Source organism: Candidatus Nanosynbacter sp. TM7-008 (assembly GCF_022828245.2).
Classification (GTDB): domain Bacteria; phylum Patescibacteriota; class Saccharimonadia; order Saccharimonadales; family Saccharimonadaceae; genus Nanosynbacter.
Map to the genome: position 1 here is coordinate 177813 of NZ_CP157587.1, position 23865 is coordinate 201677.

General features: G+C 43.5%; 26 protein-coding genes. 21 read left to right on the forward strand and 5 right to left on the reverse strand.

The window, feature by feature from the left end; genetic code table 11:
• Window positions 1–3 precede the first annotated feature (3 nt).
• On the reverse strand, window positions 4–609 hold the full coding sequence (gene lepB / locus LRM48_RS00945) for a signal peptidase I (protein ID WP_129632352.1): 606 nt from the start codon (window positions 607–609) through the stop codon (window positions 4–6).
• A 41-nt stretch (window positions 610–650) separates the two neighbouring features.
• Here lepB and LRM48_RS00950 point away from each other — a divergent pair, with 41 nt between their 5' ends.
• Window positions 651–2294, forward strand: coding sequence for an LCP family protein (locus tag LRM48_RS00950; RefSeq protein ID WP_243812552.1), 1644 nt, complete (start codon window positions 651–653; stop codon window positions 2292–2294).
• A gap of 21 nt (window positions 2295–2315) precedes the next feature.
• A complete protein-coding gene (locus LRM48_RS00955; protein ID WP_243812551.1) occupies window positions 2316–3080 on the forward strand; it encodes a hypothetical protein in 765 nt (254 codons plus the stop codon).
• Here the strand turns inward: LRM48_RS00955 and prmC are convergent.
• Window positions 3077–3901 carry a peptide chain release factor N(5)-glutamine methyltransferase gene (gene prmC / locus LRM48_RS00960; RefSeq protein WP_243812550.1) on the reverse strand — a complete coding sequence of 275 codons (825 nt, stop codon included), beginning with the start codon at window positions 3899–3901 and terminating at the stop codon, window positions 3077–3079. The genes LRM48_RS00955 and prmC overlap by 4 nt on opposite strands.
• A gap of 42 nt (window positions 3902–3943) precedes the next feature.
• On the opposite strand from prmC, the gene LRM48_RS00965 reads away from it, so the two are divergent.
• Window positions 3944–4504 carry a hypothetical protein gene (locus LRM48_RS00965; RefSeq protein WP_243812549.1) on the forward strand — a complete coding sequence of 187 codons (561 nt, stop codon included), beginning with the start codon at window positions 3944–3946 and terminating at the stop codon, window positions 4502–4504.
• On the opposite strand, the gene prfA is transcribed toward LRM48_RS00965, so the two are convergent.
• Complete coding sequence (prfA, locus tag LRM48_RS00970) at window positions 4501–5571, reverse strand: peptide chain release factor 1 (RefSeq protein WP_320412680.1); 1071 nt, start codon at window positions 5569–5571, stop codon at window positions 4501–4503. The two genes, LRM48_RS00965 and prfA, sit on opposite strands and share 4 nt — an antisense overlap.
• Before the next feature lie 60 nt (window positions 5572–5631).
• Here prfA and LRM48_RS00975 point away from each other — a divergent pair, with 60 nt between their 5' ends.
• The gene (locus tag LRM48_RS00975) at window positions 5632–6231 is read left to right on the forward strand and encodes a hypothetical protein (RefSeq protein WP_243812548.1); all 600 of its coding nucleotides are present in this window, start codon (window positions 5632–5634) and stop codon (window positions 6229–6231) included.
• Window positions 6232–6291: 60 nt separating this feature from the next.
• Here LRM48_RS00975 and LRM48_RS00980 read toward each other — a convergent pair whose 3' ends face one another.
• Window positions 6292–6636, reverse strand: a complete 345-nt coding sequence (locus LRM48_RS00980) for a type B 50S ribosomal protein L31 (RefSeq protein ID WP_129636941.1) — start codon at window positions 6634–6636, stop codon at window positions 6292–6294.
• Window positions 6637–6729: 93 nt separating this feature from the next.
• Between LRM48_RS00980 and LRM48_RS00985 the strand changes: the two genes are divergently transcribed.
• The 5 genes from LRM48_RS00985 (at window position 6730) to LRM48_RS01005 (ending at window position 10762) form a co-directional block, all read left to right on the forward strand.
• The gene (locus LRM48_RS00985) at window positions 6730–7716 is read left to right on the forward strand and encodes a phosphoribosyltransferase-like protein (RefSeq protein ID WP_243812547.1); all 987 of its coding nucleotides are present in this window, start codon (window positions 6730–6732) and stop codon (window positions 7714–7716) included.
• 109 nt (window positions 7717–7825) lie between these two features.
• Window positions 7826–8554 carry a 30S ribosomal protein S2 gene (gene rpsB, locus LRM48_RS00990; protein ID WP_243812546.1) on the forward strand — a complete coding sequence of 243 codons (729 nt, stop codon included), beginning with the start codon at window positions 7826–7828 and terminating at the stop codon, window positions 8552–8554.
• Window position 8555: 1 nt separating this feature from the next.
• Complete coding sequence (gene tsf, locus LRM48_RS00995) at window positions 8556–9152, forward strand: translation elongation factor Ts (RefSeq protein WP_243812545.1); 597 nt, start codon at window positions 8556–8558, stop codon at window positions 9150–9152.
• A 147-nt stretch (window positions 9153–9299) separates the two neighbouring features.
• Window positions 9300–10385 (forward strand): hypothetical protein, encoded by a 1086-nt coding sequence (locus LRM48_RS01000; RefSeq protein WP_243812544.1) that lies wholly within the window; start codon window positions 9300–9302, stop codon window positions 10383–10385.
• A 41-nt stretch (window positions 10386–10426) separates the two neighbouring features.
• Complete coding sequence (locus tag LRM48_RS01005) at window positions 10427–10762, forward strand: DUF5663 domain-containing protein (protein ID WP_243812543.1); 336 nt, start codon at window positions 10427–10429, stop codon at window positions 10760–10762.
• Window positions 10763–10808: 46 nt separating this feature from the next.
• Here the strand turns inward: LRM48_RS01005 and recF are convergent, their stop codons facing one another.
• Entirely contained in the window at window positions 10809–11861 is a 1053-nt protein-coding gene (gene recF, locus LRM48_RS01010) for a DNA replication/repair protein RecF (protein WP_243812542.1), read from the reverse strand.
• Between the two features lie 90 nt (window positions 11862–11951).
• On the opposite strand from recF, the gene frr reads away from it, so the two are divergent.
• The 12 genes from frr (at window position 11952) to LRM48_RS01070 (ending at window position 23861) form a co-directional block, all read left to right on the forward strand.
• On the forward strand, window positions 11952–12506 hold the full coding sequence (gene frr / locus LRM48_RS01015; protein ID WP_243812541.1) for a ribosome recycling factor: 555 nt from the start codon (window positions 11952–11954) through the stop codon (window positions 12504–12506).
• A complete protein-coding gene (locus LRM48_RS01020) occupies window positions 12506–12925 on the forward strand; it encodes a hypothetical protein (protein ID WP_243812540.1) in 420 nt (139 codons plus the stop codon). Before frr ends, LRM48_RS01020 begins: the two co-directional genes overlap by 1 nt.
• Entirely contained in the window at window positions 12918–13613 is a 696-nt protein-coding gene (gene uppS / locus LRM48_RS01025; RefSeq protein WP_243812539.1) for a polyprenyl diphosphate synthase, read from the forward strand. Before LRM48_RS01020 ends, uppS begins: the two co-directional genes overlap by 8 nt.
• Entirely contained in the window at window positions 13610–14770 is a 1161-nt protein-coding gene (locus LRM48_RS01030) for a M50 family metallopeptidase (protein WP_243812538.1), read from the forward strand. The genes uppS and LRM48_RS01030 overlap by 4 nt, the downstream gene beginning before the upstream one ends.
• Complete coding sequence (locus LRM48_RS01035; protein WP_243812537.1) at window positions 14751–15557, forward strand: CPBP family intramembrane glutamic endopeptidase; 807 nt, start codon at window positions 14751–14753, stop codon at window positions 15555–15557. Before LRM48_RS01030 ends, LRM48_RS01035 begins: the two co-directional genes overlap by 20 nt.
• 18 nt (window positions 15558–15575) lie before the next feature.
• Complete coding sequence (locus LRM48_RS01040; RefSeq protein WP_243812536.1) at window positions 15576–16817, forward strand: aminoacyl--tRNA ligase-related protein; 1242 nt, start codon at window positions 15576–15578, stop codon at window positions 16815–16817.
• Between the two features lie 132 nt (window positions 16818–16949).
• Window positions 16950–17405, forward strand: coding sequence for a transcription elongation factor GreA (greA, locus tag LRM48_RS01045; RefSeq protein ID WP_243809589.1), 456 nt, complete (start codon window positions 16950–16952; stop codon window positions 17403–17405).
• Window positions 17406–17451: 46 nt separating this feature from the next.
• Window positions 17452–18954 (forward strand): lysine--tRNA ligase, encoded by a 1503-nt coding sequence (locus tag LRM48_RS01050; RefSeq protein WP_243812535.1) that lies wholly within the window; start codon window positions 17452–17454, stop codon window positions 18952–18954.
• An 18-nt stretch (window positions 18955–18972) separates the two neighbouring features.
• On the forward strand, window positions 18973–20736 hold the full coding sequence (locus LRM48_RS01055; protein ID WP_243812534.1) for a DUF2207 domain-containing protein: 1764 nt from the start codon (window positions 18973–18975) through the stop codon (window positions 20734–20736).
• Window positions 20737–20826: 90 nt separating this feature from the next.
• On the forward strand, window positions 20827–21780 hold the full coding sequence (locus LRM48_RS01060; protein ID WP_243812533.1) for a CNNM domain-containing protein: 954 nt from the start codon (window positions 20827–20829) through the stop codon (window positions 21778–21780).
• Window positions 21781–21803: 23 nt separating this feature from the next.
• Window positions 21804–22454 (forward strand): hypothetical protein, encoded by a 651-nt coding sequence (locus LRM48_RS01065; RefSeq protein WP_243812532.1) that lies wholly within the window; start codon window positions 21804–21806, stop codon window positions 22452–22454.
• Window positions 22455–22571: 117 nt separating this feature from the next.
• Window positions 22572–23861, forward strand: coding sequence for an ABC transporter permease (locus tag LRM48_RS01070; protein WP_243812531.1), 1290 nt, complete (start codon window positions 22572–22574; stop codon window positions 23859–23861).
• Window positions 23862–23865 lie beyond the last annotated feature (4 nt).

The window sequence follows — 23865 nt, forward strand, 5'->3', positions numbered from 1 at the left end:
TTATTAGAACGAGCGAATTTTATTGAACGGGAATATTCGTAGGCTGACTGGTCCGACGATATCATAAAGGGGGATTGGTCCCATGCAGTTTCGAGAGTCGCAAGAATAGCTTCCTTGGCGGTGATCGCCCATGACGAATATCGTGCCTTCCGGTACAGTCGTATCGACATCTCCAGAAGTAGGCTGTCCTGGCTCATTTTTATTGACTGAGGTGTCAGGGTTAAATCCGTCGGGATTTTCTGTGTTGTAAACAGTTACGGTACCGTTTTTCACAGTAACTCGCTCACCAGCAAAGGCGATTACACGCTTAACAATATATTCGTCTTTGCCTGTCGAGGCGTTAAAATTCGGATTCTTAAACACAATTACTTGTCCGCGCTTTGGAATATAATTTTTATTCTGCAATTTTGAACCAGTGACGGGCAATCGATTGACGATCAGACGATCACCAGTGTACATCGTCGTTTCCATGCTGGCACCTTCAACATTGAAAGTTTGAAATACAAAAGTGTTCAATAAAAGAGTGCCGATCACCACGCCAACAACGAAAATGACCATTCCCAGGCCATCTTGTAATTTCGGATGACGATCCATAAAAGTAGCGTCCATTGTTTCAATTATAAGCGTTTTGTGTGTTATAATCAATAGATATGAAACCACGCAAACAGTCGATGGACGGATTTGTCGCCAAGCGACCACAGCGAACTTCGTTGGGGGAAATCACTAGCAAAAAAACGACTACGCTCGGGCATCATCGTAGTAACGAAGATAGTCCGCAAGTATCGAATAATGCGACAAGGAATATTCAGCAACCAACTTCTGCTAATAAATTAAAGCAGAATATTAGCGAATCGTTGGCGGCGATTGATGAAAATACCAAGCCTTCTCATCGACAGGAGCGCAAACAGAAGCGTAAGAAAAAGTTAATTACCAGGATTATTCTTGCGATTATCGGAATTATTATTGCAATTGTGGCGGGTTGGCTGCTATTAAAATTATGGCAGACGATGAACTCGGTGTTCCATAACGGCGGAATCTTAGGACTATTTTCACAGCAGAAACTGAAAGAGGATGCTTATGGTCGAAGCAATGTGCTGATTTTAGGTACAACAGATGATGATCCGGATCACCCGGGTGCGACATTGACCGACTCAATGATGATTCTTAGCGTCAATCAGACAAAGAAGGACGCGTATATGTTCAGCATTCCACGTGACTTGTATGTAAAATTTGGCATGGCGTGTAACTCTGGCTACGCTGGTAAAATCAATGAATATTTTGGTTGCGTGAATAACGGAGATAGCGCACAGGCAGAAGCTGAACGAATGGATAAAACGAAGAAATTCATCGGCGATATATTCGGTATGGATATTCAGTACGTGGCGCATATTAATACTGCGGTGATTCGTGATGCTGTCAATGCGGTCGGCGGAGTTACTGTTGATGTACAGAGTCGTGATCCGCGAGGAATCCTTGATCCAAGCATGGACTGGATGTGTCGAGCGAAGGAGTTGAATTATCAGCAACGTCGCGAACGATGTCCAACAGGTCACTATATGCAATTAACTAATGGCAAGCACGAAATGGACGGCGAAAAAGCGATGTGGTTTTCTCGAGCGCGTGGTTTGGTGGCACCAACTTACGGATTGGAACAATCCAACTTTGATCGAGAGAAAAACCAGCAATTGGTACTTATGGCACTGAAAAACAAAGCTACTTCCACGGGAACGCTAACTGACTTTGGTAAGGTGACGTCTCTGATGGATGCCATGGGCAAAAACTTGCGCACAAACATTGACACGAAAGAAATCCGCACAATTATGAACCTTGGCTCGGAGATAAAAGAATCTGATATTCACAGATTGAGTTTTGTCGAGGAAAACAACGTACTTATGACTACTGGCACGGCGGGTGGCGCAAGCATAGTTCAGCCAGCTGCGGGATTGTATGATTATGACGACATTCGCGCTTATATAAAGTCTGAGATTTATGCAACGCCGCTATCTAAGGAAAAAGCCACAGTTGCTGTCTTGAACGGTTCTGGCGTGGCTGGTGCAGCGCAGAAAGAAGCGGACAAATTGACAGAATTAGGAATGAAAGTTGTTCATGTCGGCAATGCTCCAGGTAATGAAAAGCTAGGGAAGACTCAAGTTTATCAATTGCCAGCTGGTAAAGAAAAAACTGCCACGAAAGATAAATTTAAGGAGTTGTATGGCTCGGTTTCATCAGATTCCTCGAAGTATAATTTGAATGTTGATGCACAATTTATCGTTGTTGTGGGAAGTGGCTCATAATTTGGTATAATAGAGTAAGTTATGGAGTTACTGAAAACTGTTAAGCGAAGAACGTTTTGGAGCGAATTAGTTTACTATGTCTTAAATATTGGCTTGGCGGCTGCATTGCTTGTCATTGCTCAAGCATTTCAGACCCCATTTCCAGCGTTAGCGCTTGTTGTGCTGAGCAAATGGCGCATAATTGCCGTTCGTCCGCGTTTTTGGTGGGCAAACATTCAGGCTAATTTAGTTGACTTAACGGTCGGAATTGGTGTTGTTGGTTTGATGTATCTACCTACGTCGGTGTTTTATTTCCGTGTAGCGTTGGCGATACTATATGCAATTTGGCTAGTTGTGATTAAGCCGATGTCTAAGCGCTGGCAGGTTGCTATGCAGTCGTTGATCTCTATTTTCGTCGGCGTAACTGCGCTGATGGTGGTGTCATACGAGTGGCCAGTTTCTGTGGTTGTTATTCTGATATTCTTGATCGGCTATAGTTCTGCGCGCCATTTCCTACACAGTTATGACGAAGAGCAAACGGTTTTACTTTCGGCAATCTGGGGGCTCGTCTTTGCTGAACTGGGTTGGCTGTCGTATTATTGGACTTATAGTTACGGAAAATCATTATTTGGCGGCGTTTCACAGGTTACGATAATCTTATTGCTATTCTCGCTCGTCGCCAGTAAAGCTTACCAATCTTATAACAAACACAAAGTTATTCGATTTTCAGACATATCCGCTCCAGTGATTCTTACAATCGGAATTATCTTAGTGATGCTAGTGTTCTTAAATTCTGTAGTGATTTAATCTTTAGCGCCAGTGAAACGCAGGACCAGGATGTAATTGAGAACTCTCTCTTTTGCGAAACCATTTTTCACGGCTTCGTCAATTATTCTATTGTGCTGTTGAGGATCCGCCTCGATAAATAGTAAGCCTTTTGAGGCGAGACATCGTGGTGCTTGTGAGATCAATTGCAATATCAATTTCAGCCCTTCGTCTTCGGCGAAAAGCGCAATTTCTGGTTCGTATTGGAGCTCTGGTGACACATCCCAATTTTTGTCAACGTAAGGCAAATTGGCAAATATATAGTCGACTGGTTTGAGCTGACCATTAAGTAATGATTGCTGTTGAATATGGACGTCTGCATTTAAGGCATTTGCATTTTTTTCTGCAATGTTTAAGGCTGGTTTGCTGATATCGGATAAAATTACCAACAAGTTGCTCCTCTCTAATTTGGCAGTAATTCCCAGGCAGCCAGATCCTGTGCCAACGTCAATTAAAACTTTTTCGACAATTTCACTGGCGGTCAGTTCTAAGAATAATGAAATTAGATCTTCGGATTCAGGGCGGGGAACTAAAACAGAGGGAGATACAGTGAATTTACGCCCGTAAAATTCTTTATAGCCCAGAATGTAGGCGATTGGTACGCGGTCTAATCTTAGATCTAGTCTGGCATTTGCGATGTCAAATCTTCTGGGGTCAATTTCTTCGTCCAGGTGAGCGTGTAGGTAAGTGCGGTTTTTCCGTAAAGTGTTGGCTAATATCAATTCGGCGTCTAATCTGGCGGATGAAATTCCAATATTTTTCAGGGATTTGGTCGCTGTTTTTAACCAGTCAGAGATAATCATGTGGCTAATTATAACATATATCTATGGAATGTAAAAAGTAAAATGCTTGCAAAAACAAAACAAATGGAGTTTGCAGAAGGATTTAATCTTGAACTGACGACCGAAGAAAAGTTGCGGGCGGCAAAGGAATTTGATGATCTGGTTCAGCTGACATTGCTTAGATTCGCGGGAGACGCGGAAACTTACGATCATACTGAATCGATGGATCGGGTAAAATCGCAAGTTTTATTAGAAATTCCTCAAAAAGACGGATCTTATGTATTGGTCAGTGTGGAATCCGCTCTGCTTGATAATGGAGATAAAGAACGATCCATATTAATTATGGAGTGGAATGAGGGAAGTAAAGAGACGCATGATTATTATATAGAAGATGATCAGGTTTTTAGGTACGATGACAATATTGCTGAGCGGTCGAGAGAGTTAAAGAGAGTACTGCGCCCCGAAGGTATCATCATAATACGTATGGTTGATAGGTGTAACGATGAAATAGAGAATGATAAATTAGAGCAACAAATGGGGCTGAATCGTCAACCAGTCGGTGTGGACGAAATAAATAAGCTGGCAGAATTATTGGAGTCTACTGAGCCGCGTAAGCCGTACTAGTTACTAGCATTCTGAGCTTTCAGTTCACGCTCATATCTCTGTAGATTTTCAATCAAATCATCGATATCCCCGTTCATTGCAGCGGGGATATTGCTACGGCTGTAGTGAATGCGGTGGTCGGTGATTCGGTCTTGCGGGAAGTTGTACGTTCGGATTTTTTCCGAGCGGTCGCCAGTTCCAACCAACGAGCGTCGCTCGGCACTTAATTTGGCGTTTTCCTCGTCAATTTTCATCTGTAACAATCGCGAACGAAGCACGCTCATGGCTTTTTCGCGGTTTTTAATTTGCGATTTTTCGTCTTGGTTTGTGACGATCATTCCAGTCGGCAAGTGGGTGATTCGCACCGCTGAGTCTGTGGTGTTCACGCTCTGTCCGCCGTGTCCGCTGGAGCGGTAAATATCAACTCGCAAATCGTTTGGATTTATCTCAATGTCAGCCTCTTCTGCTTCTGGCAAAACCGCCACCGTTACGGTTGAAGTATGGACGCGACCTTGGCTTTCAGTGACTGGGACTCGCTGGACTCGGTGTACACCACCTTCGAACTTCAATTTAGAGTATGGCGCATCGCCCTTGATCATGAAAATAACTTCTTTATAGCCGCCAGAATCATTGGCTGATTCGCTAATTAGTTCTACTTTATAGCTGTTAGATTCACACCAACGTAGATACATGCGGTATAGTTCCGCCGCAAATAACGACGCTTCATCGCCACCAGCTCCAGCGCGGATTTCCATGATGATATTTTTCTCATCATTGGGGTCTTTCGGGGTAAGCAGGATGAATAATTCTTCTTCTAATTCGGTCAATCGAGCTTCAGTTTCAGTGATCTCAAGTTTTGCCAGGGCAGCCAATTCACCGCCTTCGCTAGCTAACTTTTTGGCCTCTACTAAGTTTTTTTCCAGGTTTTCTCTCTCTTCACCCTTGGAAATAAGCGTTTCTAATTCTGAAAATCGTTTGTTTTTTACCGTAAAATCTGGTGAGCTGTAAGCGTCAGGTTGCGCTAAAAAATTGCTTAAATCAGCTCGTTCATTTTTCAGAGAATCCATATCTAAAGAAATCTTTGCCATATCTATAAAATTATATCATACATTGACAAATATTTCTCAGTATTGTATTATATGGTGACAATGAAAGAATGCAAGGTTGATTCGCGTGATTTGGTTTACGAAAATGCTGATAAGTTGGCGCTTTTCGACGTTGGAAAGTCGTCTGAACTGGTGCAGTGTATTGAAGACCTTCCAGAGACTATGTCAGCAAACGATCCGAGAGTTGATTTGATCGTGAAGAGTTTGTTTGAGATTGACGCCAATCCAATAGAGAAGCCAGTTTCACTACGCGATTTGAATGAATCAATTAAAGGTAATATTGTCAGTGAAACGAAAATATCTATATATGAGGGTGAGTGGCCTGACATGAGAGCGATTCCGGAATCTGACGTTCCGTTGCCGGTTGAATTATTTGTGGCTGCACCGATGATTAAAGATTGGCAGGAAGGGAGAGTGTCGGAATCGAAAGGCGGGAAAAGTAGCCGCGATATTATTAGACAATACGCAGGAATGAATCCGAAAACTAGCCCTCCAATACGCAGTGTAGACGTTGTTGTGGATTCTGATGGCGGAGTATTTTTGGCTTTACAAGGCGACGGCGCTCATCGTTTATGTGCCGCAAAGATGCGGGGAGATCGTGAAATATTGTGTCGCGAGATAAGTATTGTCAAATTGAACTAACGTAAAATAAAACCGCCCAGCGATTGAGCGGTTTTTGAATTATCGGACTAATTTGTCAGATTATTTAGTCTTTTTGTCTGATTTTGGAGAATCAGTTTTAGCTGCTTTTTTAGCGTTAGCTTTCTTTGCTTTGTTCGCCAAAGCTGCTTTACGAGCTTCAGCGGCTGCTTGACGAGCCTTAAAGCGATCAACACGACCTTCGGTGTCGATAATCTTTTCCTCACCAGTAAAGAATGGGTGAGATGCTGATGAAATGTGAACCTTAACCAATGGATACTCGTTGCCGTCTTCCCATTTGATAGTTTCGGTTGTTTGCGCTGTTGACTGAGTCAAGAACGCGAAGCCCGCTTGTTCGTCGCTAAATACGACAGGGCGATAGTTCTGTGGGTGAATACTGCTTTTCATAACTGTTCAATTGTACATAATTTATCGGAAAATGTCAAAAGTCGGTAACCTTAACTTTGCTATTTTGATAAAATTATTATATAAAATAAAAGTATGAGTGAGTTATCAGCTAGTCTTGATGTTTTGGACGTGTTAAATCCGGTGACACCGCCAGATTTAACACTGCAGGCTCAAGACACTAGTCGAGGTAATCTTATGGTCTATGTAAAAGCGGATAATTATCTGGGCACGGAAACGAGCGACCCTTCGTTCATGAAAAGTCGATGTGAAACGACTGAATACGAAGCGATAAATGATTTTGTGCAATTTATAGAGACGACAAAGCATTATTTACCTGATTACATGGAGTATTGCGCTAAAGAATTAATAGATGAATTGGTTTTTTTGGGCATGTCGGAATTGCATTTTGCGGCAACAGCGCTAGCAAAAAGACTTAGGCACCATTTGGAGGTTGATAATAAGCCGGTCTATATTGACGTAGGAAATTCGCTAAGTCAGTGTCGTGTTAAAAACGAGATGAAAAGTAGTCAGTATATTTTAAGTCTGGTCTTATCTAAATTTCCAGACGATGAATTCGAAGAATATGAAGGTAGACTGAAAGTGTATGGCGGTAGAGGTGAGATTGACAAGAGTTCTAAGGTTTTATTTCTTGATGATTGGATTATTAGCGGTGATCAAGTAAAGAAGCGAATTGCAGGATTTGCAGTAGATAATGATCCTGAGAGCCATGAGGCAAGTGTTTTGGTTATGGCAGCTAGTAGTGAATACATTGATAATGGTATAGTTGCGGACTCTCTGTGGGGGGAGGCGACATATCCTGTAGAGGCTTACTACAGACTCAAAAATGACCATAATGATTGGGGTGTGAGTAGAGTGACAGGTATACATTCTTCGACTGATAGCGCATTTGGCTATGAGGTTGATGATATAGCTTATCGTGCTATCGAAGGGGGGATTCTCAAGGGGGAGAGAATTTATAGGTTAACTTTACCTGCGTTGGTAAATATAGTACGACCGTATCGAAATGGTGAAGATTTTGATGGTTTATCGCGATTTAGACAATTGCTAGAGAAAGGGTAATATTTGCAGATTTATTGATTATTTGGTATAATTGCCAAGTAACTAATTTTAATGACACAGTCCGTTTCACACTCCAAATCGTGGGCGGATGAGGCAAAAGGAGAAGAGGATGTCTGTAAAGGTAGACATTAAGGCTTTGCTGGAGTCAGGTGTTCATTTTGGACACAAAACCAGCCGCTGGCACCCAAAGATGGCGCCATATATTCACAGTAAGCGTCAGGATAGTCACATTATTGACTTGACTAAGACTGTTGAAGCTTTGGACAAGGCTTTGCCAGAATTGACAAAAATCGCCGCATCAGGCCGTAAGGTTTTGTTTGTTGGCACCAAAAAACAAGCCAAAGACGTTGTTCGTGAAGCAGCTGAAAAGATCAACCAGCCATACGTAGTTGAGCGCTGGATTGGTGGTATGCTGACTAACGGTTCAACTATTGCTCAGCAAATTAAGAAACTGAAGAATCTTGAAAAGCGAATGGCTTCAGGTGACTTGGAAAAGCGTTACAATAAGCTTGAGGTGCAGCGCTTCCAAGAGGAAATCGACAGCTTGAATATGAAATATGGCGGCATTAAGGATTTGATGGGCAAGCCAGGCGCTGTTGTTGTAGTTGACGCATTGACCGACGCAAATGCAGTTCGCGAGGCTCAAACTTTGAGTGTGCCAGTATTTGCGATTGTTGACACCAATGTTAACCCGACAGGAATTGATTACGTAATTCCAGGTAACGACGACGCTGTTAAGGGCATTCAATTGCTATTAGACTACTTCACCGCAGCTGTTGCTGAAGGTGCAGGTAGTGTAAAGGTTGAAGAAAAACCAGCTAAAAAAGAGGAGAAATAGGATGGGTGTTTCTGTTGACGATATCAAAAAATTGCGTGAATTGACCGGCGTAGGCTTGACTGACGCTAAGAAAGCTTTGGTTGAAGCTGAGGGCGATTTCGATAAAGCTTTGGAAGCTATGCGCAAAAAAGGCTTGACGAAAGCTGAAAAGAAAGGTGACCGCGAAGCTCGTGAAGGTTTGATCGAAGGTTATGTTCACTCTGGTCGAATCGGCGTTATCGTTGAGGTAAACTGCGAAACCGATTTCGTGGCTCGACTTGACGACTTTAAGACGTTGGCGCACGAAGTCGCTATGCAAATTGCAGCGATGAGCCCAAAGTATGTTTCTGAAGCTGACATTCCAGCAGAGGAAATGGAGCGCGTTAAAGCTGAGCTTATGGCTAGCGAATCTTTGGCAAGCAAGCCTGAAGAAATGCGCGAAAAGATTGTTGAAGGTCAATTGAAGAAGCACTTTGCTGAGCAGGTTCTTATGAGCCAGGCTTACATCTTGGACGATTCTAAGACTGTTGAGCAGCACATTAAGGAAGCAATTGCGAAATTAGGCGAGAACATCGTAGTTCGTCAATTCAAGCGAATTGAGCTGGGCGTAAGCGAATAGATTTTCACGCAGAGAAGAAGTCGGCCGTAGCAATGCGGTCGATTTTTTATTTTGTCAATATTTATCATAAGCATATTGACAATATCGCAAATATGTGCTAGTATGGGTACATATCAAAAATGATAGTAAAAACAAAAAAGGAAAGATATGAGCGAAAAACCAAAGGTAAAATTTAATCCAAACGCTGATGTGCCTGATACAATGACATATGAGCTTAGGGATATACCAAAGTCGCGTGATGAGCGTATTGCTGACGGTCAAGAGAAAGTTGCTGCGCTGAAGAATAAGGCTAAAGAAGGTCTTGGTCGCGTATGGAAGGGTTTGAAAGATAGTTTTTATATTGGTGTGAGTCGGGGTTCTGAATTACCTGGACAGATTGCTGAAGGAGCTGGACGCGCTAAGGAACAAATAGGCAATACTTTGTCTGAAGCAAAGAATAAGGCTGCAGAATTGTTTGCGGGCGGTCGAGAGTTTATTCTTCAGAAAGCCTCAGAAGCCCGTACGCGAAAAGAAGAAAGGCAAAAAGCTCGTCAAGAACGCAAGGAAGCTCGGGCTAAGGCTAAAGAACAGCGCGAGTTGGATAGACAGAAATATAACGAAGCACGGGAGCAGGATAAGGCAGGCAATGAGGCTGACAAGTCGACAATTGATAGCAATAAAGAGACTGTAAAAAACTCTAAGCAAGAACAAAAAGAGGCTGTCGTCAAGCTGGAAGAATTAGAAAAGATACGACGAGAGGCGGAAGAGAAGGCTAAGAAAGCTGCCGCTGAGTATGACGCCGCAAAGAAGGCATTTGAAGCTGATCAAACGAATGAGAAGTTGTGCTTGGAGGCTGATAAAAAGCGTAATCTGGCTGAGGCTGCCGCAGTGGATTTGAAGCTTGCTGAACTTGATGTTAGTGAGCAGAAGAGTAAGATTGATTCTGCCGAGGAAGAAATTGATAAGGCTAAGAGTGAAATAGATAAAGCTAAGGAAGCCATGAAGGAGCGTGCAGGAAAAGCCCGGGAACGTAAAAACGCACGACGACAAGCTCGCAGAGAGGCTCTCGGTGACAAATGGGAATCTGCCAAAGATAAACTGGCGCGGGTTGCTGGCAAGAGCGCGAACTGGATGCTGAATCTTGGTAGAAGGGCTGTTGCGGGAGCTGGTAGGGCTGTCGGTAGGGCTGCTAGGGCGGTCGCCAACAAACTTGACCCAGTTGAGGCAAATAGCGAATCAAGCAACGGTAAATAAGCATAATTGATAATAAAACATAAAAAGGATATTATAAAATCATGAATAACGACCAAACCCAATTAAACATTCGAGTAACAATAGTCACCAAGGCACAGCTGAATTCAATCGGCATCAATCTACCGGAAGATCAGATGCAGGCGCTGATTCAGCACGTAGAAGATACGATCAATAGCCAAATTGGCGAAGAAATCGTTGAATCTCTGGACGATGATCAGCTGAAAGAGTTGGTACAGATGCAGGACAATGACGCGCCAGCTGAAGAAATTGACGCATGGATTCGTGCACGAGTTCCAGAATATGATGAGATCATTGAAGATAACGTGGCGATTGTTCTGGGTGAATTAGCTGATAACTCTGATGCGATTCAAGCATAAATAAGCCTAGGAAAAATAAATCCGCCTTCACATGAGAGGGCGGATTTTATTGTGTGGAAATTATTGAGCAGCCGTCTTTTTGGTGGCGCGCATCTGTCGTGGTGACGATGAATTGATGATTCTGGATGGTTTCTTGGAGGAGTTTTTCGCGAGTGGCGTCTAGTTCCGAGAAAACGTCGTCCAGTAGAATTAGCGGTCGAGATTGACTGACTTCTGTTTGAAGTTCTAGCTCTAATAATTTGAACGCCAGCATAATAGTTCGCATTTCGCCACGTGAAGCAACTTTAATAGCGGGCTGATTATGGAGGAAAATTGTGAAATCTTCACGGTGTGGTCCAGCCGAAGTAAATCCTGTGACTATTTCATATTCGCGGGATTTTCCTAAGCGATTGAGTAGGGCTTGGTCGTAATTTTCCAGGGGTACAATAGCGCCATATTCGATGGATAATTGCGTGTCCTTTCCCGCCAAAGATTCGTATAAATTTTTTATGCGAGGCTCGTTTATCTGGAGAAATTTGGCTCGTTTTTGGGCAATGTTGGTTGCATATTGGACAAATTTTATGTCCCAAGCAAACAGGTTGTCGCGCCAAATTGATGAGTCTTCTTGGTGGGACTTTAAGAGTTCGTTGCGCTGTAAAAGAGTGCGATTGAAAGCTCTTAAATCCGTGTCGTATTTGGGGTCAAGTCGGGCGATTAAGTCATCCAGAAAGTCGCGTCGTCGGGACGGTGAGGAGGAAATTAATCTTAGTTCGCTTGGCTCAAACAAAACGACAGGCAAGCGGTTTTTTCTGGTTAAAGCCTTTGATTTGGCGTCGTTGATAATGAATTCTTTGTTGATTTTTCCGGAAATTGAGTCTAGCTTAATACGTCGCTCGCCAAAATCGCCCTCCAGATGAACAATTGTTTGCGGAGCGTTCAGCGTCATGCAATCACTGAGGCTGCCACGAAAACTACTGCCGCGTAGCGCCACATAAACTGCCTCAAGCAGATTCGTCTTGCCGGTGCCATTTGGTCCAACGATTACCGTCCCAGAATTGCTAAAAGTCGCTTCGTGCAGATGATAAGACCGAAAATTGTATAGCTTAATCTTAGAAATCACTCTGTTATTATAGCACGGGGCGCGAGGCAAAATTAGCAGACAAGACGCTTGAAGTTTGATATAATAACGGATAGATAAATTGGAGGAAATATGTTCGACACAAACCCTTATGAAGAAAAAATGAATGCAGCGTTTAGCTTTTTTCAAGATGAATTGAAGAAGGTGCGAACGGGCAGGGCGCACGCTGGAATGCTCGACGGCATTATGGTTGAGGCTTACGGTACGAAAATGCCACTTAATCAAGTCGCAAACGTTACCGCACCTGAGGCGCAAATGTTGTTAGTTACACCATTTGACCCGAGTAACATTACGGCAATTTCTTCTGCAATTCGCGATAACCAAAGCTTGGGTTTCAATCCATCTGATGATGGACGAGTGGTTCGCGTTCCAGTTCCGGCCTTGACCGAAGAGCGCCGCCATCAATTGGTGAAACAGGTTAGCGAGAAGGTTGAGGAGGCTCGAATTGCGATGCGAAATATTCGTCAGGATGCCCTTAAGGACGCTAAGCGAATGAAGGACAATAAAGAGCTGAGTGAAGACGATTTGAAGCGTGTAGAGAAAGAAATTGACGGCTTAATGAGCAAGATGCAGGCGCAAATTGACGAGGCATTTAAGGCGAAAGAAAAGGACGTCTTAACAGTTTAATGAGCGAAACTTTTGCCGACAAAGTGAAGGCGTTGAATTTGCCGTTGGATCAAATTATTGTTATTGGTAGCGGGATTTTGGATCAATTGGGGATTCGTCCAGCTAGTGATATTGATCTTGCGGCGAGTTCTGATTTGATGAAAAAGCTCTCTGAGGAAAGTGGCGATTGGATTAAAAAGTTTGACGACAATCAGCGTTTTTATTTTGTAAAAGATGATGGTTCGGCTGAAGTTTGGGACGGCTGGGTTTTTGATGGGCAGGCTGTTGGCTATGATGATTTGCTTGATTATGCGGTAGAATATGATGGCGTGAGGTTCGTCAATTTAGAGTTTTTATATCAATGGAAAAAATGGCGTAGTCGCGAAAAAGATGTTAAAGATGTAAAATTAATTGATGAATGGAGGGCAGATAATGAGTGAAAATGCTAATTTGCCGCGGCATATAGGGTTTATTGTTGATGGAAATCGGCGATGGGCAAAACAGCATGGTCTGCCGGCGTATGAAGGACATCTGGCGGGCTATAACGCGCTAAAAGACGTGGCGCTAGAGGTTCTTCATCGAGGCGTGAAATACGCGAGCGCTTATGTTTTTAGTACAGAGAACTGGAAGCGATCAGAGGAAGAAGTCCGACATTTGATGAAATTATTATTGAACATACTGAAGGCTGATCTTCCGATATTTATTGAAAACGAGGTTCGCTTGAGGGTTGTTGGGTCCAGGGAAGGTCTGTCGGATCAATTGATCAAAGCGATTGACGAGGCTGAGGAGAAAACTGCCGATCTGAAAAATGGAGAATTGGTTTTATGTTTGAATTATGGCGGACATTTGGAAATTGCTGATGCGGTTAAAAAAATTGTTCAATCTGGAATTTCTGCTGAGGAAATTACGCCTGAGTTGATTGCTCAAAATATATATGCGCCAGAGGTGCCGCCGTGTGATTTGATTGTTAGAACTTCTAGTGAACAGCGGCTCAGCAACTTTATGTTGTGGCGCTCGGCGTACAGCGAATTGATGTTTATTGAGAAGAATTGGCCAGACATGACGGTGGACGACGTGTCGGTGATTTTAGAGGAATATGCTAATCGGAATAGGCGGTTTGGAAAATGATTATTTGGGGAATACTTTTAGGGCTATTTGTTCTCATTTTATTGGTGGTTTTGCATGAATTAGGTCATGCTATTGTCGCCAAGAGAAACAGCGTTAAGGTTGAAGAGTTCGGAGTCGGGTTTCCGCCTGCCGCAAAAAAATGGAAAGTAAAGCGAAGTTTCTTGGGCGAGAACGTAACGTTTAGCTTGAACTGGCTGCCGCTTGGTGGGTTTGTCAGATTGAAAGGCGAATACGATTCCGCAAAAGGCGAAGGCACATACGGCGGATCGACGTTTTGGGTGAAGACGAAGATTCTGCTGGCTGGCGTTATGATGAACTGGATAACTGCGATTGTTTTGTTCACGATTCTTGCGATAATTGGCATGCCGAAAATTCTATCAAACCAAATCCAATTGCCATTTGATACAGAGTTCAGGCGTTCGCCGGTGGCGATAGCAAAAGTTACGCCAGGTTCGCCTGCCGATAAAGCTGGGCTTAAGATTAATGATCAATTGGTGCAAATAAATAATCAACCGCTTACAGAGGCGGGAAAGTTGCCAGTTGTAACGAAGGAGAATGCTGGCAAAAAAATCAACGTTAAGTATAGGCGTGACGGCAAAGAGTCAACTATTGACGTCCAGTTGAATGATGAAAAGTCCGTGAAGGGAAGCGGATATCTGGGTGTTGTTCCGGGGCAGACGGAGAAAATGTATAGCACATGGTCGGCGCCTATTGTGGGTGTGGCGACTACTGGGCAATTGTCATACGAAACTATCAAAGGCGTTGGTGTGTTATTGGTGAAAACCGTGCACGGATCAATTGGGCAAATATTCGGTTCTGCAGAATCAAAAGAATCTGCACGAGCTGATTTGGCCTCTGTCAGCGGGAGCGTAGCAGGACCAATTGGCATATTGGGCGTATTATTCCCGTCGGTTGTCAGTTCTGGAATTGAGTACATCATTTTCGTGGCGGCGTTAATCTCGCTGACGCTGGCGGTGATGAACATTTTACCAATTCCAGCGCTTGACGGTGGTCGCTGGTTCACTATGACGATTTTCCGCTTATTTAAGAAAGATTTAACAAAAGAGCGCGAGGAAAATATTCAGGCAACTGGTATGTTGGTCCTATTAATCTTAACAATTTTGGTGACGATCAGTGATGTTGGAAAACTCTTCTAAGAAATTAAAAAACCGCAAATGGTGGCTGATTTTGGCGCTCCCAGCTTGGGTTTATGGCGTATTTTTGGCGGTGGAAGTTGTTGTTTCATTGGCGGTCGGTGCTTTGGCAAAAATCGGCGTACCTCTCAATTCTGTGAATCCAGTTATTTTTCATACGGTGCTTTCGGTTGTTGTATATATTTTGTCGCTAATTGTCGTGATTTCTGTACCGTTTTTGGTTAAGAAGCGCCGAACAACTTTGAGCAATTTGGGCGTGAATGATTGGCCAACGTTTTTGGAAATATTCATCTCTCCGTTTGCTTTCGTGGCGTACTTTTTACTAACAATGGTTACGATGAGCATTGCCAGTGGTGTTTTCTCGGTGGATATGCAGCAAAAGCAGGCCATACCGTTCAGTCAGAGTATGTTGGCGACTCATTGGCAATTTATCATGGCGTTTGTTGTATTGGTGGTGCTGGCGCCGATTGTTGAAGAACTTTTGTATCGCGGATATCTTTACGGCAAGTTGCGTAATTCTTTCTCGATTTGGCTATCAATTATCGTAACGAGCATAGCGTTTGGCGCGGCACATCTTTGGGTTGGTCCAGATTCGCCATTGCAATGGGCGGTGGCAGTTGATACATTTACTTTAAGCCTGGTTATGTGTGCGACCAGGGAATATACTGGCGCAATTTGGGTGCCTATTATGATGCATATGGCGAAAAACGGAATAGCGTTTTATTTCTTGTTTATCAATACGGGCGCGATTAATCAGACAGAATCGTTATTGCCATTTATATTTATGTAAAGGAGAAAAAATATGCGAATGACACAACTTTTTACTAGAACTTTGAAACAGGCGCCAGCTGGCGAGGTTGCGCGAAATGCTCAGCTTTTGATTCGTGCTGGCTACGTACATAAAACGATGGCGGGCGTGTATTCGTTTTTGCCGTTGGGCTTGAGAGTTCTTGAGGATATCAAGCAAATTGTTCGCGAGGAAATGGACAAGGTTAATAGCCAGGAATTGGTGATGAGCACTTTACAGCGAAAGGAATTATGGCAAGAAACTGGTCGCTGGAGTGATGAATTGGTCGACGTTTGGTTTAAATCTAAGCTGCAAGACGGCACAGACATTGGTTTTGGTTGGACGCACGAGGAGCCGATTGTTGACCTTCTTCGCAATTACTTAAAGAGTTACAAAGATTTGCCAATTAGCGTTTATCAATTCCAGAATAAATTGCGAAATGAGCTTCGCGCTAAGAGTGGAATTATGCGTGGTCGTGAATTTGTGATGAAGGATATGTATTCGGTTCACGACAGCAAGGAGAGTCTGGATAGTTACTACAATTCAGTCATTGAGGCGTATAAGCGTTGTTATGACCGATTTGGAATTGGCGATGAAACGTATGTGACGTTTGCTTCTGGCGGCGCTTTTACGAAGTTTAGCCATGAGTTTCAGACAATTTGCGATGCTGGTGAGGATTATATTTATCTGCATCGCGGTAAAAATATCGCTGTTAATGAAGAAGTTTTGGACGAGGCAATTGAGGAGCTCGGCGTCGATCGTACTGAGTTAGAGAAAGTGAAAACTGCCGAAGTTGGCAATATCTTTAATTTCGGCACGCAGAAATCCGAAGAAATGAAGTTGGTATTTACTGACGCTGAAGGTAAAGAGCGATATGCTTACATGGGAAGTTATGGCATTGGAATTACGCGAGTTATGGGCGTGATTGTTGAGAAGTTCGCTGATGATAAAGGTTTGGTCTGGCCGGAAAATGTTGCGCCGTTTAAGGTTCATATTGTTGCAATTGGCGAAAAGGGTCAGGAACTAGCAGGCAAGTTTTATGACGAGCTGGCTAGTAGCGGCGTCGACGCGCTGCTCGATGATCGCGATGAGCGTCCAGGCGTGAAATTTGCTGATGCTGAGCTAATGGGATTGCCGTGGCGGATAACGATCGGCGATCGAGCGATTGACGGTGATGGCTTGTTTGAACTGACGGAACGATCAACTGGCGAAACGCGAAAAATGGATTATCAGCAGTTGATGGATTTTTGCTTGAGTCGGTAAGGCTGATTATATTGACATAATAAATAGCGATTGATATACTCAGATAGACTTAATCAAGACTAATTAAAAACACTATATTTAGTGTAGATCGTAAGACTAATACCACTACATACAGTAGAGGAGGAAATTTTTATGAAAAAAACTTATCAAATTACAGAAGCTGGAAAGGCTGATTTAGAAAAAGAATTGGCAGAGTTGAAAGGTCGACGTGGCGAGATTGCTGAAAAAATTGCGGCAGCGCGAGACTTTGGCGACTTGAGCGAAAACGCGGAATATGACGCTGCACGCGAAGAGCAAGGCTTGGTGGAAACGCGAATTTTGGAAATTGAAGATATTATTCAGAACGCCGAAATTATTAAATCCAACGGTAGCTCAAGCGTTGGTTTGGGTAGTACAGTTGAATTGCAATGTCCAGAAAGAACCGTATCTTACACAGTGGTCGGACCAGTTGAAGCTGATCCATTGGCTGGACGAATCTCAGATCAGTCGCCAATTGGTAAAGAATTGATTGGTAAGAAAATTGGTGATGAAGTAACGATTAAAACGCCAAAAGCCGAAATTACTTACATTATTAAGTCGATATCTTAAGTCTGGCGAGATCTGCCGCGTATAATGTGCTATAATTATCTCTGTTATGGCTACACTTCAAGATTATCGCAATGAACGACTACGAAAACTGGAAACATTACGTCAATTAGGCGTTGAACCATATCCAGCAAAATCAGAACGAACTCACACTTGTGCTGAGGTTTTGTCTAAGTACGATGAGCTAGCTGGTAAGGAAGTTGTCGTTGCGGGTCGTGTGGCGTCTATTCGCAGTTTTGGCAAATTGGCGTTTATTAAATTACGCGATCAATCTGGCGACGTGCAGCTTTACTTGCAGCGTGATGACGTGGCGGAATTAGATGCTGCGCGCGGTGTGCTTGGCATGAAGCAACTTAAATTGCTGGACACGGGCGATTTTATCGAGGCGAAGGGCGTAATGACCACGACGCAAACGGGCGAAAAATCTGTTGGCGTGCGCGAACTTAGATTGTTGACCAAATCGTTAAGACCAATGCCAGAAAAATTAGAGAACAAGGAAGAGCGCTTGCGCCGACGTTATGTTGATATGAACGTCAATCCTGAAGTTCGCGAGCGATTCATCCGCCGAAGTAAGTTTTGGCAAGCAACGCGAGATTATTTGAACAGTCATGGATTCATTGAGATTAATGTTCCTGTTTTGGAGCACACCACTGGCGGTGCGGACGCGAACCCATTTGTGACGCATATGGATGCGCTGGGTGATCAGCAGTTTTACTTGCGAATTAGCCACGAATTGCCATTGAAGCGATTGATTGGCGCTGGATTTGAGAAAGTTTATGATCTCGGTCCGCGTTTTCGTAATGAAAATTATTCGGACGAGCATTTGCCGGAGCATATTGCTATGGAATGGTACGCGGCTTACTGGGATTGGAAGCAGGGAATGCGTTTTATGGAGTCGATGTATAAAGATGTGCTTCAGAAGACTTTTGATACTCTGCAATTCCAATTAGGCAAGTTCAACGTCGATATGAGCGGCGAGTGGGAAGTTTGGGATTACGCTGAAGTTATTCGCAAGCACTACGGAATCGATGTTTATAACACGACAATTGAAGAAGTTGCCGCTAAACTGAAAGAATATAATTTGGAAGTCGAAAAAACCGATTCTATTCCGCGCAGCATTGATAAATTATGGAAGAATATTCGTAAAGATGTTGCTGGTCCGGTTTGGTTGGTGAACACGCCGAAGTTTATTAGTCCGTTGTCAAAGACTAATCCGGAAAATCCAGAGACGGTGGAGCGTTTTCAGCCGGTGATCGCTGGTTCAGAATTGGGCAATGGATTCTCTGAGCTGAATGATCCGATTGACCAGCTGAATCGTTTCCTTGAGCAGCAGCAAATGCGTGACGCTGGTGATGAGGAGGCGATGATGCTTGATATTGATTACGTCGAGATGTTGGAATATGGAATGCCGCCGGCTTGTGGTTGGGGTTATTCTGAGCGAGTATTCTGGATTTTCGAGGGCGTGACTGCGCGTGAAGGTGTGCCGTTCCCGCAGCTTAAGAGTGAAATTGACGAAACAACTCGGGCGATTTATCCGCAAGTCAACTTGTAATTTTGCTATAATTAAAGCATGAAACGTTTTCTTTTGGGTCTACTAACTGTTGGGCTATTGCTGGCCGGGTCTGGCAAAATGGCGTTTGCGGCGCGCTCGACGGATAATTTTACTATCACAAAATTTGATGCGGAATATTCGTTGAGTCGCGACTCTGATAATCGATCAAAATTGGAAACCACTTGGCGGATTACTGCTAATTTTCCGCCGAACCAAAATCGGGGAATCGCGCCGGTTTTTGTTAAGAAATATGATGATCACTCGACGAATTTTTCATTGCAATCTGTAACTGATGAAAATGGTACGCCGCTTGAATATTCCTGGAATGACGACGAGTTGAGAATTGGCAATAAAAATACTTACGTGGAGGGCGAGAAAACTTACATTATTAAGTTTACACAGCGTGATGTAACTAAGAATTACGGTGATACGGGGCGTGATGAATTCTATTGGGATGTGATCGGTGACGAATGGCGTGTTCCGATGGAAAATGTGCAAATTTCCGTGAAACTTGATGAGTCTTTGGTTGCGGCAAGGCAAGGGAAAGCTTTTTGTTATGTCGGCAGTCGAGGTTCGAAGACGCAATGCGATTTGAGTGAAATTGAGAACCAGATTACTGCGAAAATAGATAAGTTGGGTCGTCGACAAGGTGCAACCGTGGCGGTTGGATTTAAGAGCGGAACTTTTTCTGAATATCAAGAAACGCTGATGGAAAAGTTGATTGGAATTTGGCATTTTATGCAGATTTTGGCTTATACAATCGCGACACCTTTGGCGATTTTTCTAATAATTCGATATAGGCGGTTGGTTGGCAGAGATAAGGAATTAAAACCGATTCCACCGGAATATTTGCCGCCAGAGGATATTAGTGTTTTGATATCGACATATGTTTTGAAAAAATACGATGATCCATTCAAGGTCAAAGGTCTGCCGAAGGTCGCGCAATTATTAGACCTGGCGGTTCGGCATTATATTAAAATTTATGAAGTGAAAAAATCTTCGCTGTTTAGCGGTGCGCAATATGAGATTGAAATTATTAAAGATTTGCAAGAACTTAAAGCCGAGGAAATTGAAATTATCCAGGATATGTTCGACAGTCCATCTATTCCAAAGCCAGGTCAACGCCTAAATCTGAAAAATCTTCAAAATAATATAAAATACATGACGCGAACGCGTGACGATGATAAAAATCTGGAGACGCTAGCCAGAGAGAAGTATGGTTTATGCGAGCAAAATCCAGAAGTGAAACGAATAATGATGGGATGGTTTAAGCGAGTTCTTGTGCTGGCTGTTTTGTTTTTGTCGCCGATGCTCCTTGTTATGTCAATTATGCTCGTCTTAGCGTCCAGAGGTTGGTCGTTAACTGATGATGGTTTAAGTTTGAGGCGATATTTGGAGGGATTGAAGATGTATATCGGTGTGGCTGAGGTCGAGCGCTTGAATATTCTACAAAGTCCTGAGGGAGCGGAAAAAGTAGTTGTTGATGTGAATGACGAAAAGCAACTTGTTAAATTATATGAAAGAGTTTTGCCTTACGCTGTGTTGTTTGGGCAAGAGAAAAATTGGAGCAAGCAAATGGGCAAATATTACGAGCAAGTTGGCGAGGCGCCAGATTGGTATGTTGGGCAAGGCGCGTTCAATGCTGTGGCGTTTTCGTCTGGACTGGGCGGTTTGTCGACGGCGGCTGGTCATGCTAGTGATTATTCTTCAACCTCTGGCGGTTCGTCTGGTGGTGGATTTGCTGGCGGTGGCGGAGGCGGCGGCGGAGGCGGCGGCTGGTAGAATTTGCTATAATTATAGATATGGATTTTTTATTGGAGTTATTTTCTGGCAGGCTATTTTTAGCTGCGATTCAGAGTAGAGGTTGTAATTATGTCTGATATTTTATTGTGGTTGGCGGCGACTGTTCTATTGGCGCTTTCTGGGCTATTTTCCGGTCTGAATATTGGTCTAATGATGGCGCGACCTGATGATTTGAAGCGAAAAGCCAGGCAAGGCGACAAAATTGCGGCGCGAGTGTATCGATATCGAAAAGACGGCTATTATTTGATTTTCTGTATTTTGCTCGGCAATGTCGGCGTGAATACCGCGATGTCGATTTTGCTTGGCAATATGACGAATGGCGTGGTTGGCGGCTTGATTGCGACGCTTCTTATCACGATGTTTGGCGAGATTTTGCCGCAGGCGATTTTCTCACAGCGTGGATATCGATTTGTGCGATATTTCTTTTGGCTGCTTGATGTGATTTACGTACTATTTTGGCCGCTTGCTCAGCCGATGTCGAAATTGTTGAATCGCTGGTTGGGTAAGGAAACGCCGCAATTATATTCTCACCAGGAGCTGGAGGAGATTATTCACGAGCACGCCGTCAGGTCTGATAGTCCGGTTGATTATGACGAAAGTCGCATTGCTGCGGGAGCGCTGCAGTTTAGTAAAAAGACGGCTGGCGATTTGGTTACGCCGATGAGCGAGGTTTTTGTCGTGGATTTGGATGACGAGCTGGATGCGACTCTACTAGCTCAGATTAAGCACGCTGGACATTCGCGAATTCCGGTTCAATCTGACGGGGAATTGGTCGGAGTTTTATACGTGAAGGATGTAGTTGGACGAGATTTGCCGTTGCCAATTAGCCAATTGTACCGCGATAAAATTTACGATATTGACAAGAGGTCGCGCCTGGATACGGTCTTAAGTCGATTCATTCAAACGCGGAATCATTTGTTTGTGGTGATGGATGATGAGGCGGAGCTGGGAATTATTACGCTGGAAGACGTGATTGAAGAGATTCTGGACCAAGAGATTGAAGATGAGTATGATGAGGAATAAGATTAAATTGAGGAGGTCATAAAATGTCTGAAGAATATAATAATGGAGTGCCTGATAGATTACGACAAGTTACAGCCGAGACAATGTCTCCCGAAGTGCTATACACACTCGATACTTATCCGGACGTATCGCCACAGGATGTGATGTATATTGATGAGTCTAGAGCAGAGGGGAGTGGTCGTCTAATTATCAGTAAAGGACAGTCTGTTAAGCTACTTGAGGAGGCTGATCTGTCTACTTCTGATCTGGTGATATTGATGAGCGTATGGCAGAGAAATGACCAAGGTGATTTGTGTCGTGGTATTGTCGCCGATTGTCGATTTTATAGCGGACGCTTTGATGTTGAGTATGGCGACGAAGAGATTGATGATTACGATGGAGTTGATGATGAAGTCTACAATAAGGACGACGAGCAGGTTATCTCTGCAGTAATTGATTACGGAGATGATAGAGAAGTCAAGATTTGGGGAGATCCGATGTTTTTTGATGCCGCTAGATATATGGCTGGTTTGGTAGATAATGAGTCGATAGAAAATAATGGAGTTTCCGCGGGTGATCGTGAGATTCAGGACAGCGTGAACGACGACGGGTTGCGGGAGCGTGTGAGCACTGAGCCTTTTTATAGGCGCGCGCTTAATGGCTTGGCAAAGATAGTTAAAGCTAAGCGAAAATAGCGATTCCTAAGCTGACGGAATTTGTGATTTTTGAATATTTTTTCAAAAATACCTTGACTATTTAAGATACCTTGTATAACATAGTACTATGTATAGTAAATCAACAAGGAGCTTAATGTGAGAAGAATTGACATTATTAAACGCGCCGGTCGAAATTTGGGGCAATCAAAAGGTCGCACGATTTTAACCGCGCTGGCAATTTCAGTTGGGGCGTTTACGATTGGTCTGGCGCTGATGGCTGGAGAAGGCGGTCGGCTGTATACGAACAGTATGGTCGACGCGGCTGGCGATAAAAAATCTGTTTCGGTCTATAAAAAAGTGACCTCGTCGGGACCTGATAACAATCTTCCAGAATATAGCGACTCGGAAGATACGGAGAAGGATCAGTCTAAGGCGATAGAAAAATACTCGATGACTGATAACGACGTGAAAAAAATACAGAAAGTTCCGCACGTAGAAAAAGTGACGCCAGCTTATTCTATGTATGGAGTTTTATACGCCAAAAGTTCGGCAAGCGACAAAAAATTCGTGCCGAGTGTAACCGTGAAGTTTGATAAAACTCGAATGAAGTTTGCGGCTGGTAATTTGGACAATTTTATGCCGAAAAAAGGCGAAGTTGTTATTCCGGAATCTTACGTAAAAGAAATGGGATTTAGTGATGCAAAATCGGCAATTGGACAAACGATTACGCTGGGATTGAAAAAAGGAGATTCGCTGAGCAAGAACGCTGACAAGGAAATATCTCTGAAAGTTGCGGCAGTCGATAAACCTTCGGACACGATTCTGTTTTATCAGCCAGCTGTGCGCGTTTCTGTGGACGACGCTAAGGATATTTACGACTTTAGCCACCCTAAAAATTTGCCTAATGATTATTCTTACGTAATTGCGTCGGTTGATGATGAGAAAAACGTTGAGGCGGTGAAGAGTGAACTTGGTAAGGATTACGTGGCATCTTCGGTTCAGGATGTGCGCAAGGCTATGCTTACTTTTGTGAATATGGCTCAAATGGCGCTGATTGGGTTTGGCGGTTTGGCGCTGCTTGCGAGCGTGTTTGGAATTGTTAATACGATGTACATTTCTGTTCTGGAGCGAACTAGCCAGATTGGGCTAATGAAAGCTCTGGGAATGCGAGGTCGTGATATCGGTAAAATGTTTAGATATGAAGCGGCGTGGGTTGGGCTTCTCGGCGGTTTGATCGGCGTTGGTTTGGCGAGTTTGATGTCGCTACTCAATCCTATGATTGCTAATTTCCTGAAGTTGGAGCAAGGCACGAATTTATTAGTCATTAATCCTTTACAAATGGGACTTTTGATAATCGGGCTGATGATTATGGCGGTACTTTCTGGCTGGCTACCGAGCCGCAAGGCAACAAAATTAGATCCAATTGAAGCGTTAAGAACGGAATAGGAGA

What these genes read in the sequence shown, in the direction of transcription:
- LRM48_RS01020 (WP_243812540.1), top strand. Translation starts at nt 12,506, where the DNA reads ATGAGCGAAACTTTTGCCGACAAAGTGAAGGCGTTGAATTTGCCGTTG.
- LRM48_RS01055 (WP_243812534.1), top strand. Translation starts at nt 18,973, where the DNA reads ATGAAACGTTTTCTTTTGGGTCTACTAACTGTTGGGCTATTGCTGGCC.
- LRM48_RS00980 (WP_129636941.1), bottom strand. Translation starts at nt 6,636, where the DNA reads ATGAAAAGCAGTATTCACCCACAGAACTATCGCCCTGTCGTATTTAGC.
- lepB (WP_129632352.1), bottom strand. Translation starts at nt 609, where the DNA reads ATGGACGCTACTTTTATGGATCGTCATCCGAAATTACAAGATGGCCTG.
- greA (WP_243809589.1), top strand. Translation starts at nt 16,950, where the DNA reads ATGAAAAAAACTTATCAAATTACAGAAGCTGGAAAGGCTGATTTAGAA.
- LRM48_RS01005 (WP_243812543.1), top strand. Translation starts at nt 10,427, where the DNA reads ATGAATAACGACCAAACCCAATTAAACATTCGAGTAACAATAGTCACC.
- LRM48_RS01060 (WP_243812533.1), top strand. Translation starts at nt 20,827, where the DNA reads ATGTCTGATATTTTATTGTGGTTGGCGGCGACTGTTCTATTGGCGCTT.
- frr (WP_243812541.1), top strand. Translation starts at nt 11,952, where the DNA reads ATGTTCGACACAAACCCTTATGAAGAAAAAATGAATGCAGCGTTTAGC.
- LRM48_RS01040 (WP_243812536.1), top strand. Translation starts at nt 15,576, where the DNA reads ATGACACAACTTTTTACTAGAACTTTGAAACAGGCGCCAGCTGGCGAG.
- LRM48_RS01000 (WP_243812544.1), top strand. Translation starts at nt 9,300, where the DNA reads ATGAGCGAAAAACCAAAGGTAAAATTTAATCCAAACGCTGATGTGCCT.
- LRM48_RS00950 (WP_243812552.1), top strand. Translation starts at nt 651, where the DNA reads ATGAAACCACGCAAACAGTCGATGGACGGATTTGTCGCCAAGCGACCA.
- LRM48_RS00985 (WP_243812547.1), top strand. Translation starts at nt 6,730, where the DNA reads ATGAGTGAGTTATCAGCTAGTCTTGATGTTTTGGACGTGTTAAATCCG.
- LRM48_RS01035 (WP_243812537.1), top strand. Translation starts at nt 14,751, where the DNA reads ATGTTGGAAAACTCTTCTAAGAAATTAAAAAACCGCAAATGGTGGCTG.
- LRM48_RS00975 (WP_243812548.1), top strand. Translation starts at nt 5,632, where the DNA reads ATGAAAGAATGCAAGGTTGATTCGCGTGATTTGGTTTACGAAAATGCT.
- rpsB (WP_243812546.1), top strand. Translation starts at nt 7,826, where the DNA reads ATGTCTGTAAAGGTAGACATTAAGGCTTTGCTGGAGTCAGGTGTTCAT.
- uppS (WP_243812539.1), top strand. Translation starts at nt 12,918, where the DNA reads ATGAGTGAAAATGCTAATTTGCCGCGGCATATAGGGTTTATTGTTGAT.
- tsf (WP_243812545.1), top strand. Translation starts at nt 8,556, where the DNA reads ATGGGTGTTTCTGTTGACGATATCAAAAAATTGCGTGAATTGACCGGC.
- prfA (WP_320412680.1), bottom strand. Translation starts at nt 5,571, where the DNA reads ATGGCAAAGATTTCTTTAGATATGGATTCTCTGAAAAATGAACGAGCT.
- LRM48_RS01030 (WP_243812538.1), top strand. Translation starts at nt 13,610, where the DNA reads ATGATTATTTGGGGAATACTTTTAGGGCTATTTGTTCTCATTTTATTG.
- LRM48_RS00955 (WP_243812551.1), top strand. Translation starts at nt 2,316, where the DNA reads ATGGAGTTACTGAAAACTGTTAAGCGAAGAACGTTTTGGAGCGAATTA.
- prmC (WP_243812550.1), bottom strand. Translation starts at nt 3,901, where the DNA reads ATGATTATCTCTGACTGGTTAAAAACAGCGACCAAATCCCTGAAAAAT.
- LRM48_RS01065 (WP_243812532.1), top strand. Translation starts at nt 21,804, where the DNA reads ATGTCTGAAGAATATAATAATGGAGTGCCTGATAGATTACGACAAGTT.
- LRM48_RS00965 (WP_243812549.1), top strand. Translation starts at nt 3,944, where the DNA reads ATGCTTGCAAAAACAAAACAAATGGAGTTTGCAGAAGGATTTAATCTT.
- LRM48_RS01050 (WP_243812535.1), top strand. Translation starts at nt 17,452, where the DNA reads ATGGCTACACTTCAAGATTATCGCAATGAACGACTACGAAAACTGGAA.